Below are 14733 nucleotides of genomic sequence, written 5' to 3' on the forward strand. Positions count from 1 at the left end.
CTTCAAAACTCTCAAACAAATATTGTTTCCGCTTTCATTTCTTCCTTAACACAAGCTATTGTTTAACGTACAGAGTATATGAACCATCTCTTTCCGTAGAAAAACAAATTAACCCATCATCTTCATGTAACACATTAACATTCTCACCATTTGTATCAGTTAACGTATATGTCCCTTTCAAGTTTAGTTTGCATTCATTTCCACTTAAGGAATGAATGACAGCCTTTTCTATTGAACCATTCTCCCAAAATAAATCTACTTCAAATCCGCCTCGCGCTTTTATTCCCTTAACAAAGCCTTTGTTCCACTTTTCAGGGAGGGCAGGTAGGAACTGTAGTATTCCAGTATGGCTTTGTAAGAGCATTTCAGCAATTCCAGCAGTACCTCCAAAATTCCCGTCGATTTGAAAAGGTGGATGGTTGTCTAAAAGGTTCGGAAGAGTCGAGTGCTTCAGCATTTCTATGATATTTGTATAGGCAAGTTCACCGTCCCAAAGTCTTGCCCACATGTTTATAATCCAAGCACGACTCCATCCCGTATGCCCCCCACCATTTGCAAGCCTTCTTTCTAAAGTTGTTCTGGCTGCATGTGCCAGCTCTGGGGTTTCAGAAACGGTAATTTGTTTCCCTGGATGGAGGGCAAATAAATGTGAAATATGTCGATGACCTGGTTCTGCTTCCTCATAATCCTCCATCCATTCCTGGATTTGTCCATATTTACCTATTTTCGTTTCTGGTAAATGCGTTAAAACCTCAGCTAATTGTTCTCTAAACTCTTCGTCCTTTTCTAGAATTTCACTTGCCTCAATACATGCAAGAAATAATTCATTCAGGATCTGGCTGTCCATTGATGGTCCAATACACAATGTTCCTTTTTGACCATTAGGAAGAATATAGGTATTTTCCGGTGAAACAGATGGGCTTGTAACCAGATATCCTTCTTCCGTTTCTACTAAAAAGTCTAAAAAGAATTCTGCTGACTCTTTCATAGTCTCATAGCTTTTAGCAAGAAAATCTTTGTCAAATGTAAATTGATAATGTTCCCATAGATGTAGGCAAAGCCATGCTGCACCCGTTTGCCAATAGGTTGAAGGAGGGTAAATATCCTGTGGAGCCGTATCTCCCCAAATATCTGTATTATGGTGTGCTACAAATCCTCTGCATCCATACATGACCTTTGCTGTATGTCTACCATTAACACGCATTCGTTCAATTAAATCAAATAATGGTTCATGACATTCTGATAGATTACATACCTCTGCAGGCCAATAGTTCATTTGCACATTAATATTTGTCGTATATTTACTATCCCAAGGTGGCCTCATTTGGTCATTCCAAATACCCTGTAAATTTGCCGGGAGTGTACCAGGCCTACTACTGGAAATAAGTAAATAACGACCAAACTGAAAATATAACTCGATCAACTTATGATCTTCTAAACCGTTTTTGACCCTGTTGAGCCTTTCATCTATTGGCAATTGGAGGATTTCTTCATTTAATTCCTCATTCAAACTAATATCCATTCGTTTAAAATAAGCTGAATAATCCTCAATATGACGTTGCTTCATTTGTTCATAAGATTTCATCGCTGCTTGATCAATCTTTTTAAAGCATTCTTCTTCTGGATCAGCATGCCGAAAGGTCGATTCAGCTGCTAATAATAATAAGACTGTATCAGCCTCACTTACAATTAGATGCTCTCCAATCGTTTCCACCGTTCCTCCCTCTGCAAAGGCAGATAACACAACAGAAAAATCAGATCCACCGTTCCCCCCACAATTCCCTTTCATGACTATACTATTATTTCTTTTTGAAGATAAACTCTCAACATATCGATTCTGTTCTCTGGAAAGCCTAGCAGTAAATGAAATCGATCCTTTTTCACTTGATGTAACACGAATTACTGTTACTTGATCGGGGTAGCTGGAGAAAATTTCTCTTTTATAGCTGGTTTGATTCACAGAGTAATCAACCGATACCATCGCTTTTTCTAAATCTAGCTTCCTTGTATATTCTTCGATTCCTTCATGACCAAAATGAAGAAACAAATCACCTAGGGTCATATAATGTCTTTGGGTTTCAGGTGTTCCTGATAAAGCATACTTTGCTAATTTTTCAGCTTCACTTAATCTTCCTTCCTTAAGTAATGCTCTAATTTTTGGTAGGTTTTCCAATGCATCAGGATTGTTTCTATCTCTAAATCCTCCATACCAGATTGACTCTTCATTTAACTGAATTTGTTCTACTGAAGTTTTGCCAAAAATCATGGCACCTAATCGACCATTCCCAATAGGCAATGCCTCATTCCATGTTTTTGCTGACTTATTAAATAAAATCATATTGTTGTTCAAAAATGGTTTCCCCCTTACTATTTTAATGAATAAAATCGAGAACAGTTTTCACCTAATATTTGACTCTCGTAACTAGAAGCGTATTGTTTCACATAATCTAATACAATTCCCATAACCGATTCATAGGATTCACTTACTGTGCATACCGGCCAATCAGATCCTATCATGACTCTTTCCGGACCAAATGCGTTAAATACAATATCAAGATAGGCTTTAAAATCCTCTTTTCTCCAATTCTTCCAATCTGCCTCTGTCACCATTCCAGATACTTTCACATAAACATTTTTGTATTCTGCAAGTTTCGTAAGATTTTCTTTCCAAAATGAAATCTCTTTATTTTTTATATCTGGTTTTCCAATATGATCTAAAACAAATAACTGTTCCGGAAATTTTTCTACAAGTTGGAGTGCATAAGGAATATGCTTTGGAAAAAGTAAAAGATCATACGTTAAGCTAAAATCCTTAAGCACACTGATGCCTCGTTGAAATTCTTCGCTTAGCATAAATTGATCATTAGCTTCATCATGGATCACATGACGAACTCCTTTTAAATAGGGATTGTTCGCAAATTGATTTAGTTGTATTTTTACATCAGGTGAACAAAGGTCAACCCATCCTACAATTCCCTTGATAAAATCATATTTTTGAGCTAATTCTAAAAGCCATCTTGTCTCTTCTAAGCTTTGTCTAGCTTGAACAACGATCGAACCATCAAAATGAATAGATTTTAAAAGCCCCTTCAAGTTCTTTGGTAAAAAATCTCTCTTTAGTTCAGACATATCATCATTTATCCAACCGAATTCCTTTTCGTTATAAAGCCAAAAATGGTGATGTGCATCAATTTTCATCACTTAAAAGATACCTCACTTTTACTTATTATTCATATTCAATAACTGCCTTTATAACTTTTGCCTCAGGAGCTAGCAAATGATCGAATTCTTTTGCTATTTCATTAAATGAACAACGATGTGTAATTAAGTCCTTTAAGATAATGCTTGATGATTTTACAGCTTCAATTACTTCTTGGAAATCTTCCTTCGTTGCATTCCGACTTCCCATTAATATTAGCTCTTTCTTATGAAAATCAGGGTCATGAAACATGATGTCACCCTTTGCCAATCCAACAAACACGATTGTTCCTCCATGTGCTGCGTATTGAAATGACTGATTCATAGATTGGATGTTACCTGTTGCATCGAATACAATATTTGGTAGGTTACCATTTGTCATGTCTTTGATTTTTTGGAGTGGTTGATTTCTTACGCATACTGTTTCATCCACTTTCGCCCAGTTTTGACAAAAAGAAAGCCGTTCTTCATTTATATCCATAGCGATGACACGAGCTCCTCTATATTTTGCAAAGGCCATAACTCCAAGACCTATTGGTCCCGCACCGATGACTAAGACATTGTCACCTTCTTTTAGAAATGATCGCCTAACAGCATGAGCGCCGATCGACATTGGCTCTAACATTGCAGCTTCATCAAGTGAAATTCCATTTATCCTTATCAAGTGAGACACCGGTACAGATAAGGTTTCACACATTCCTCCATCTATATGAACACCGATAACATTTAAATCTGTACAGCAGTTCGTTTTCCCTGCTGCACATGCAACACATTTTCCGCAATGCATATATGGGATAACCGCAACATGATCACCTTTTTTCAGACCACTATCATTTTTTTCAACTTCTTCAATGATCCCTGACAATTCATGGCCTAAAATTCGGGGATACGTAAAAAATGGCTGATTTCCTTTATATGCATGGATATCAGTTCCACATACCCCAACCCGCTTAATAGCTACCAACGCCTCTCCTCTTTTTAAAGGAGGCTTTGCCATTTCGATCATCTTTAGGTCATTTGGATTTTCACAAACAATAGCTTTCATTTTATTTCCTCCCAGAATGGACTATAAAAAGGATTACCAATCCTCACTTCTTCCACTAGACCATGTCTTATTGTGGATCGGTACAAGAATAGCAAGAACCTCTTTTAGAAACTCTAAATCAATCGGATGATTTGCCCATTCGATATTCTTTTTAACATTCTCAACACTCGCTGTACTCACTAAAGTTGTTGGAACTTTTTCATTCGCTACCGAGTATTGAATAGCAAGCTTTGAAATGTCTTCGCCATGTTGTTTACAAAATTGAGCTGCTTTGCTGCATACATCTTTTATTTCTTGTGATGCCGGATGCCATTCCGGTACCGATCGATTGCTAAGTAGTCCCATCGATAGTGGGGATGCGTTCATTAAACCGACCTGATTTTTTTCTAAAAGAGGGACTATATCTAATAGAGAATTGTCATTCAATGAGTAATGACAATAGGAAAGAATAACATCTAGATCGGTTTCGTTAAGTACTTTTTCAAATATGGATAGCGGTAAACCCGAAACACCAAAAAATCGAATTTTCCCCTCTTTTTTTAGTTGTTTAAGAGCAGGGATTGACTCCTCTACGATCTGTTCATAAGAAGCAAATTCGATGTCATGCAAAAGCAAAATATCTACATAATCTGTCTGTAACCTATTTAGACTTTCTTCTACACTTGTCACTACTTTATTCTTTGAAAAATCAAATTCATGCTCTCCATATCTTCCTGTTTTTGTGGAAAGAATGAACTTCTCTCTCGGAATATCCTTCAGTGCTTTTCCAAGTACAGTTTCTGCCTTCGTTAACCCATAATAAGGTGAAACATCAATTAAATTCATTCCATATTCGACCGCTGTATGAACTGTTTTTATTCCCTCTTCCTCATCAATATTTCTAAACACAGAACCTAATGATGAAGCTCCATAACTAAGAACAGGAACGTCCAGCCCTGTCTTTCCAAGTTTTCTATATTTCATATGCCCCTCCCAAAAAAGTTGATTTTCACATTGCTTTGACACAAGGGACCCTCACCTATGTATCACATATCATTGAATACCTTCTATGTTGTATATCTCATAAATAATCATAAAAAAATTAGAACCGATGAAGAGACCTTCATCGGCTTTTTATTCAGTTGTTCAGTTAAATAAATTGGAATTTTCTATAAACTGGAAGTGTCATAAGCTTCTTGCATAATCTCTAGATAACGTTTTAGATTTAATTGTTCAAATCCTTTCACGTATGAATCCCACTCTTTATCTAAATCTTTTGTACCTGTAATAAATTGAAGTGAATTCTGCTCAATATAATCAACAATATTGGTCTGAATCATCGCAGCTTCATCTGCTACAGCCGGGTCAATCCAAATGGCCCAGTGTGGGAAAACCTCAGAAGGCTCTTTTCCTTCATATAAATGTGTTGCTTCCTGCAATCTGCGCTCATACCCTTCTGCTGTATAAATATCAGTCGCTTGGACTAATCCATCTCTAAATTCTCCGGAATGATAATATTGTGATTGTGCCCCCCAATTATCGTTACGTGGTTTTTCATCTTCTTTTAAAGGTATTAGTGCTAAATTAGGTTCTACCCCTTCTTCAATTGCGATTTCTCCTTCTTTAGGTTCCCTCCAGCTTACATCTTTTTCACCATGATGACTGAGAATTCGTCCTTCGTCTGTAAACATATAGTCTACTAACTTAATAGCAGCAATCTGAGCTTCTTCACTTGCTTTATTTGTTAAAACAAATGCTCCTCCAGGAGTACTCGGGAAGTTATATGTTGCATATTCAGTATTTGGTCCTTTAAGTGGAGCCAATGCATCGTAATCTATATCATATTCGAAATTTGTTACAAACATTCCAGGGTGCATCGCTGTTGATGCTCCAACAATTTGAATATCTGCATTATTACCTAATTTCTGGTGTGCTTCAATATTCTGTGAAAAGGCACCTTTATCAATTAACCCTTCTTCATATAAGGACTTTATATAGGCTAAGCCTTCCTTCCATTCATCTTTATTTGCTGCTAAATCAACTTTTCCATTTTCCAAAAGCAACCTTGATCTAGAATCATCATAAATAAAGCCATTCATTAAATATGGAATAATAGACGATTCTATAAGTGCTGGAGAACCACTCATTGGAACTTCATCCTGTTTTCCATTTCCGTTAGGATCTTGAGTTTTAAATGCTGTTAAGACATCTTTTAATTCTTCAGTTGTTGTTGGCATATCTAGTTTTAACTTTTCAAGCCAGTCCGTATTGATCCAAAATTTGTTTCCATACGAACAATGAAAACACTCATTTAAATGTGGCAATCCATATATATTTCCGTCAGGTGCCGTGACCATTGATGCATAATAAGGATGGTTATCTAACACTTCTTTAATGTTTGGAGCATACTCATCAATTAAATCATTTAATGGAAGGGCTACACCTTGTTTTCCATAACGTAATAAGTCTGTTTGAGAAAACTGATCCACCCATGGAACTAAGAAAAAGACTTCAGGGTAATCTCCACTCGCTAGTGCTATATTTCTTACTTCACTTGCAGAAGTTGCATCATAAGTGGTTACTTGCCACTCTAAATCAATATTAAATTTCTCTTCAACAAATGTAGTGAAGGAGTTTGTTTCTAAATCTGTTTCAGCATTTTGTGGTCCAAAAACCTTAATCTTAAGAGGACCATCTTGTTGAGACACTTCTGTTTTTTCTTTTGAACTACAACCAACTAAAGCAAGACTTACAATAAGTAAAAATGATAAAAAGTATAGCATCGTCTTTTTCATTGTGACCTTCCCCTTTTCATTAAATTGATTGACAATATCAAAAACTGAATACATATGTTTACTCCACACCACCCCCTTCAACATGAACAATTAACATGCATTATCCTTTAACTGAACCAATCATCATACCTTTAACAAAATGACGCTGAACAAATGGATAAATGAGCATAACAGGTAAACTCGCAGCAACAATTAAGGAGTATTTCATTAAATCAGCCAGCTGCTGTCTTTCCATCATTTCAGATGCTTCTATTCCACCTGTGCCAGTATTCAAGATAATAATATTTCTAAGTACCAACTGAAGAGGATGCAGATCCGGATTCTTTAAATAAATCAAGGCATCAAAGTATGCGTTCCACTGACCAACTGCATACATTAAAACTAGAACGGCTATAATGGGCTTGGCCAATGGTAGGACAACAGACCAAAGGAAACGTAAATCACTACATCCATCCATTTCACTTGCTTCTACTAATTCATCCGGTATGGAAGTTTGAAAGAATGTACGTGCAATAATAACCTGCCAAACAGCTATAGCGTTAGGAATCAAAAGCGCCCATCTTGTATCAACCATCCCTAACGATTGCACGACAAGATAAGTTGGAATCAACCCGCCATAAAATAGCATTGTGAATACAATGAAAAACATGAGAAAATTTCGACCAAAGAATGTCCTTCTCGAAAGAGGATAGGCAATCAACACCGTCAATGTCACACTAATTAAAGTACCAAACACAGTATAAAACAGTGAGTTCATATAGCCAGTTAAGATTTGGGCATTACTAAATAAAACTTCATACCCTTTAAACGACAGGTCAACCGGCCATAACCACACTTTTCCAGATGAAACGGCTTGAGGACTGCTTATTGATGCACTAACAATATAAATAAGTGGATAAAGAACCACCACTAATAAAATGGATAGAAAAAGGTAAACTCCTGTTAGAAAAATTCGATCAGAAATAGATTCTTTTATTTTATTTTTACGACCAAACATTATCTTGTCCCCCCTTATTACCACAAACCATTTTTAGAAATTTTCTTCGAAGTTGCATTAACAACAACAAGTAAGATTAAATTAATCACTGAATTGAACAGACCCACAGCTGTTGCAAAGCTAAAGTTGGCATTTAACAAACCAATTTTATAAACATATGTTGAAATAACTTCAGATGTAGATAAATTAAGAGGGTTTTGTAATAAAAAGACTTTTTCAAACCCTAGTGCCATAATGTTCCCCACACTAAGAATGAGAATAATAGTTGCAACAGGCATAATGCTCGGTATATCAATATAGATGATTTTTTGAAGTCTAGTCGCCCCATCAACCCTCGCAGCTTCATATTGGGATGGATCAACACCTGAGAGCGCTGCCAAATAAATAATGGCTGAATAACCTGCATGCTGCCATACATCCGACCAAACATAGATGTCTCTAAACATGCCAGGCATACCAAGAAAGTCAATTGATTCAAGATTTAATACTGTAAATAATTGATTTATTATTCCAAGCCTAGGAGAAAACATTAATGTTAACATGGAAACAATGATAACAGTTGAAATGAAATATGGTGCATATGTGACCATTTGAACCGTCTTTTTAAATACTCCATTTTTTATTTCATTTAAACATAGGGCCAATATAATCGGGATCGGAAACCCTACTGCTAACGCATATAAACTAAGATAAAACGTATTTTTTATTAACACCCAAAATTGTGGATTGTTAAAAAACATCTCAAAGTGCTTAAATCCAACCCATTCACTTCCCCATATTCCTTTCACTACACTATAATCTTTAAAAGCAATGACTGAATTTAGCATTGGGATATACTTAAAAATAAGAAAATATAAAACTGGTGGAATAACAAGTAGATAAAGTTGCCAATGCCTCTTTATTGACTTTTTGGCATTAGCCAAAATTGTTGACTTAACCTGTACTACATTCGAGTTAGGTAAAGTCTTATTTGCTATCTCGACTTTCAATTCAACCACTCCAATCCTATTTTGTAAACGCTACCAATAGTTGAGAACTATTAAGTTGATACGAATGTAACATGAGCGAGATCTACTTCATAGGTACAATTGAATAGCACTAGGACAATCAAGGATAAATTGATATTAATGCACACCTAAAAAACATTTTCAAAAAGCTCTCGAAACTATATGGCACTTCACAATAAAAGGCTTTTCTTACCTTCTTTTAACGTATTTTCTCGAGATTCAAAATTCTTATTTTCTAAATCAAATTACATCAAACAATCTACTTGAAAAATTGCTTGAATAATACATAAAACCGTCAAGGTACAAATGATTTTTATCAGTACATCTTGTGTGTACTACATATTTCACAAGGTTAAATCAAGATTTAAAGCACATTTACCTCACTGTTTATTATCTTTCATTTTGTCTAGTGATCTCGAATAGTTTACGTTTAATGCAAGGCAACGCCAACCTTGGAGAACAAAAAAACAAATAGACGTGATCTATTTGTTCAAAGAAGAAATTAAACTTATTTGAATGTAGAGTTGAGCCTTTTCATTGTGCTCCAAGAGCTGCTTGTCTATAAGCTTTCGGTGTGACATGTAAGACCCTCTTGAAAGCTCTTCGAAATGAATGGGCAGAATTATAGCCAACCTCACTTGATATCTCTTCGATTGTCATATCAGTCCCAAGGAGTAACTCAGAGGCCTTATTAATGCGTATTTTTTCAATATAATCTGATACATATTCACCAAGTTTTTCTTTAAAAAGCTGGGAAACAAATTTCTCAGGAAAACCTACCTTTTCCGATATTCGATATAATGATAAGTCTGGATCATGATAATGGTCTTCTAAAAACTCAATAATTAACTTAATAGCCTGATCATTTGATTCATTTTTTCTTTTATTCACCAAGCTACAATATTCATCAGCTATCAATTCAAATTCATTCCAAACATGATTTAGTCCAAGGTTTAGATGAACTTGTAAAACTCTGTTCACCAATTTGATCGTATCCCCGGATCCTTGAGAAGTAGCCGAGTAACAACCCTTTATCAGCGTGGATTTTATTTCTTCCACTAATTGCTCCACAATCTTTGGTGATAGCTCTCTATTACTAAAATTCTCTTGAAATATTTGTGCCATGATTTGTTTGATATCGTATGCTTCCCCTGTTTTCATCGCATTTATCAGTCGAAGTTCAAGATCCATCGGGTAATAATACATACTTGTTTCTCTTGCTATATCTTGATACCAAAGTATCTCACTCTTACTTATTTCGGAGAAGGTGGAATCTAATGCCTGCTTTGCCTCATAATAAGAACGATTTATTTCCTTAAAATTTTGAAATGTTTTCCCTACATAGGCTGATATTGAGATACGATAAGAATTAGCTACCGATGAACTGAGTTCATTTAAGAGATTTAATAATTCATCAGAGACATTCACTTTATTTGCACTATTACAAGTTATGATTATAACAATCTTATCTATATTTAAATCCGTCATAACAATGGATGGCTCAAGCTCCTTAATAGTTCGTTTAATAAGGAAACGGGATGCACTTAACTCATTATGAATTTCTTTATTCTCCATATCACCATAACCATTTATTCTTAAAATACATACATATCCATACTCTCCTCTAAAGAGTACATTTAACTGTTCCGCCCTTTCAATCATTCCTTCCTGATCGTAAAATTCTCCGCTTAATAAACTCTTTATAAAGGAATCCTTCAATATATCTTTATGGTTCGTTATTTCTCTTTTTAATAATTTATTATTAGAGATTAAATTCGAGATATTGCCGTGTAAAAAGTCAAACTCATTATTATGTTTGGTAGCATCCGGACCAATTTGCTCTCTAACCACATCTATTAAGTTATGAATTGGTGAACTATCACGATAAGCAAGAAATAAACAGAGCAACATCCCAATAATAAGCGTGCTTAATGTAACAACCATGGTTATATGTTTGATAGCCTCCGCTTTTTCCATTAATCCTTCTTTAGGTATCCCTGCAACATAATTCCATCCATTAAGATCAGACTGTATAGATAATAACATTGTTTCATTTTCTATTACTTTGTTAATTGAGTCTGTATCTTTTGTATACTTTTTAACAATTTCTTTAGCCTGTTTTTCCTTAATTCCCATTATTGTAATTGGATTTCCTTCTTTATCAGTGATAAAGGCCCATCCACCATACTGCTTAGATATTCCTTCTAATAGTATATTTATTTTCCTCTGGTCAATTGTCAAAACTGCTGTACCTAATGGTTGATTTAAACTATTAAAAGGAAGAGATTGAAGATATGTAATGACAGAAAGCTCCTTATTGTTACTCGTATATGAGCGAAGTGGCAGAATTTCTCCTTGATAATTCCCATGCAAAATTGTCTTTTTCCATTGGTCGAAGGAGAGATCATTATAATGATAAGTTTCATAGAAGTGGTCAACTCTAAAAAAAACGGCACCTTCTTTTAATACAGCATCATAATTTTTTAAATAGATATAAAAATCCTCTAAAAAATCGTTCGAATGAGTATATTTTGAAACAAAACGTGAGGTTTCTCTTAAGCTGTAAATATCAATTGCATTAGGCTCTGTTCTTGCCGTTAAATGTTGATTGAAATCCTCTAGAGCAATCTGTCTTGTAAACCTTTCAATCTCCATGATCCTGCTCTCTAAAATATCCTTACTTTTGTTTAAAATTAATTTGCTCGTATCAATAGAACTGGTCTTTGCCACATCAATTGATACTTGGTACGATATGAATCCGGTAATAAGTGGAAATAAAAGAATAATAACATAAGAAAGTAAGAATCTTCTAAAAATTTTAGGCATTTTCGTTTTCAAGTACAAAGCCTCCCTCCCTTTAAGATAACGCTTTCATTTATGCGTAGACAAGAGTCATTAACCTCCCACTCCACGGTGAAAAGCTAGAACACTCTCATCTTATCACGTTTTTCTATTTATAAAAATAATATTTAAAGACTATTTCTTTCCATTATCAAGACGGATAAATAGAAAAATTGTTTTGACCCTCTTACCCTTAATCATTATTCCTCGTTGTCAGATTACAGGGAGCAGCATTATCTATAATTAAATGATCAATTCCGATAATATCCTTATTCTCCCGAAAAGCTCCAGCTGAAACACCGATTGTTTTTCTAAATACTTTGTTGAAGTAATTGGCATTTGAAAAACCCACCTTACATGCAATATCAGAAACACTAGAGTTTGTTGATCTTAATAACTCCACTGCTTTTTGTATTCGAATCTTCATTAGATACTGCATAGGTGGCATTTTGAGTTTACGTTTAAATTGTTTAATAAAGTAAAATCTTGAATATCCTGCGGCATCTGCTATGTCATCAAGAGTAATTGGCTCATGATAATTAGATTGGATAAATGAAAGTGCCTTGGTAATTTGAATGGAAAAATTCTCAACTTCTTCAATATTTCTTGCAAAACGGTACATTTCCATAATAAATTGATAGGCTTTTGAAGAGGCATAATAAGCATCTGTTATTTTTTGTTCTTTCGTATTTTGATAGATTTCGAATAAAAGTTCAATTAATTTGGAATCAGGAGGAACTTTTAAGATGGAACCATTTTCCACTTCGATATATTTCCAGCATTTAGAAGCTTCATTTCCCTCTAGTGTTAAAAAAATAAATTCCCATTTGTCACTTTCTTGAGGAAAATAGTAACGATGATTACTGGGCACCTCAACAATAAACGCTTCTCCTGGCTTTACCGAATAACGACCTCCATTTATTTCAATCATGCCGAATCCAGAAAGTGTGTATTGAAACACATATGTGTCAATATCTTTTCGATTTAACCCATGCCAATTATAGGTATCACCTAGCTTTATTTCTTCCTTACCAACTACTCTTAGATTTGCTACATCATTTGGAAGTGTGTCGTAAAAACGAAATCCGTAAACTCCATAATTGGTTTTATTTTCTTCAAATGAAATAGACAATATTTTACCCTCCAATCGCACTAACTTACCATTGAGGTAAGTATGTAACCGTTTTATCATTATTATAGCTACAAATAATAAATAGTTGAAGTAAAGACCATTCATTAATTTAAGACAATTTTTATCCTGGTCTTACTAGTGAACTTTTCTTTCTTCATCTTTCGGGAGGATTACTAGATGTCTAAAATAACATTTTTAGGAGCAGGAAGTACAATTTTCGCAAAGAATGTTCTTGGTGATTGTATGTTTGTTCCAGCATTATCGGGCTTTGAATTTGCACTATTTGATATTGACGAACAAAGACTAAAAGACTCAGAAAATATGTTGAATAATTTAAAACATAGTTTAAAAGCTAATATCACAGTAAAAGCGTATTCTGATCGAAAAGAAGCATTGCGAGGAGCAAAATATATCATTAATGCTATCCAAGTAGGGGGATACAAACCAAGCACTGTAATTGATTTTGAAATTCCCAAAAAATATGGTCTCCGTCAAACGATTGCTGATACAGTTGGAATAGGTGGGATTTTCCGATCACTGCGTACTATTCCAGTCATGATGGATTTCGCTAGGGATATTGAAGAAGTTTGTCCCGATGCCTTATTTTTAAATTATACAAATCCGATGGCAGCTTTAACTGGAGCAATGCTCCGTTTCACAAATGTAAAGACAGTTGGCCTATGCCATAGCGTACAAATTTGTAGTGAACATCTGCTTAAATCATTAGAAATGGATCATGAAGGAATTGAAGAAAAAATTGCAGGTATAAACCATATGGCTTGGTTACTGGAAATCAAGCGTAATGGTCAGGATTTATACCCTGAAATTAAAAGACGTGCAAGAGAAAAACAAAAAACCAAACATCATGATATGGTACGATTTGAATTAATGGATAAATTCGGCTTTTATGTTACAGAATCTTCTGAGCATAATGCAGAATATCATCCGTATTTCATTAAACAAAATGAGCCTGAATTAATTGATAAATTCAACATCCCTCTTGATGAATATCCAAGACGTTGCATAGCCCAAATTGAAGGTTGGAATAAAATGCGTGATGAAGTAGTCAACAACGCTCAACTCACTCATACTCGCTCACATGAATATGGTTCACGCATCATTGAAGCTATCGAAACAAACATTCCTTTTAAATTTGGTGGTAATGTCTTAAATAAGGGACGTTTAATTAGTAATTTACCTGAAAACGCTGTTGTCGAAGTCCCTTGCGTTGCTGACCGCAGTGGTATTAATCCATGCTATGTAGGAGATCTTCCGGAACAATTAGCAGCACTAAACCGAACAAATATTAATACACAACTTTTAACAATCGAAGCAGCAGTTACAAAGAAAAGAGAACATATTTATCAAGCTGCAATGCTAGATCCACATACAGCGGCTGAGTTATCCATCGATAAGATTGTTGCAATGTGTGATGAACTAATTGAAGCACATGGTGACTGGATTCCAAATTTTGAAAGCAGTAAACAATATAGTAATTCATACTAATAATGTTGAGATCATAGTTTTCACACGACTAGCTAAAACAGATTAAAAACAAGAAAAACTTCAATCCCTTTCTTTCTCTATCAAGGGATTGAAGCTTTCTATTTTATTTGCTGTTGATTTGAAGACAAATAGCGTTGAACTTGATCTCTATCTGAACTCAGCGTTATTCAGTAAGATGTCTACTATAAACAAAAGCGTCATCTGTTCATTCTCCATCTCAACTATCTTGTCTG

10 protein-coding genes are annotated in these 14733 nt (G+C 34.9%); 1 reads left to right on the top strand and 9 read right to left on the bottom strand.

Annotated features, from left to right (window positions below; genetic code table 11):
* Positions 1-55: 55 nt before the first annotated feature.
* The 9 genes from BK577_RS22870 to BK577_RS22910 form a co-directional block, all read right to left on the bottom strand.
* Positions 56-2338 carry a glycoside hydrolase family 95 protein gene (locus BK577_RS22870; protein WP_078435376.1) on the bottom strand — a complete coding sequence of 761 codons (2283 nt, stop codon included), beginning with the start codon at positions 2336-2338 and terminating at the stop codon, positions 56-58.
* A 29-nt stretch (positions 2339-2367) separates the two neighbouring features.
* Positions 2368-3198, bottom strand: a complete 831-nt coding sequence (locus tag BK577_RS22875) for an amidohydrolase family protein (RefSeq protein ID WP_078435377.1) — start codon at positions 3196-3198, stop codon at positions 2368-2370.
* A 28-nt stretch (positions 3199-3226) separates the two neighbouring features.
* A complete protein-coding gene (locus tag BK577_RS22880) occupies positions 3227-4243 on the bottom strand; it encodes a zinc-binding alcohol dehydrogenase family protein (RefSeq protein ID WP_078435060.1) in 1017 nt (338 codons plus the stop codon).
* Positions 4244-4276: 33 nt separating this feature from the next.
* The gene (locus tag BK577_RS22885; protein ID WP_078435378.1) at positions 4277-5206 is read right to left on the bottom strand and encodes an aldo/keto reductase; all 930 of its coding nucleotides are present in this window, start codon (positions 5204-5206) and stop codon (positions 4277-4279) included.
* A 185-nt stretch (positions 5207-5391) separates the two neighbouring features.
* Complete coding sequence (locus tag BK577_RS22890; RefSeq protein WP_078435379.1) at positions 5392-7017, bottom strand: extracellular solute-binding protein; 1626 nt, start codon at positions 7015-7017, stop codon at positions 5392-5394.
* A gap of 100 nt (positions 7018-7117) precedes the next feature.
* A complete protein-coding gene (locus tag BK577_RS22895) occupies positions 7118-8014 on the bottom strand; it encodes a carbohydrate ABC transporter permease (protein WP_078435061.1) in 897 nt (298 codons plus the stop codon).
* A gap of 17 nt (positions 8015-8031) precedes the next feature.
* Positions 8032-8940 carry an ABC transporter permease gene (locus BK577_RS22900; RefSeq protein WP_425435981.1) on the bottom strand — a complete coding sequence of 303 codons (909 nt, stop codon included), beginning with the start codon at positions 8938-8940 and terminating at the stop codon, positions 8032-8034.
* Between the two features lie 615 nt (positions 8941-9555).
* Entirely contained in the window at positions 9556-11859 is a 2304-nt protein-coding gene (locus tag BK577_RS22905) for a helix-turn-helix domain-containing protein (protein WP_078435063.1), read from the bottom strand.
* Between the two features lie 196 nt (positions 11860-12055).
* Positions 12056-12994 (bottom strand): AraC family transcriptional regulator, encoded by a 939-nt coding sequence (locus BK577_RS22910; protein WP_245823566.1) that lies wholly within the window; start codon positions 12992-12994, stop codon positions 12056-12058.
* A 177-nt stretch (positions 12995-13171) separates the two neighbouring features.
* Here BK577_RS22910 and melA point away from each other — a divergent pair, with 177 nt between their 5' ends.
* Positions 13172-14500 (top strand): alpha-glucosidase/alpha-galactosidase, encoded by a 1329-nt coding sequence (gene melA, locus BK577_RS22915; protein ID WP_026560988.1) that lies wholly within the window; start codon positions 13172-13174, stop codon positions 14498-14500.
* Positions 14501-14733 lie beyond the last annotated feature (233 nt).

The organism is Metabacillus halosaccharovorans, from assembly GCF_002019635.1.
GTDB lineage: Bacteria > Bacillota > Bacilli > Bacillales > Bacillaceae > Metabacillus > Metabacillus halosaccharovorans.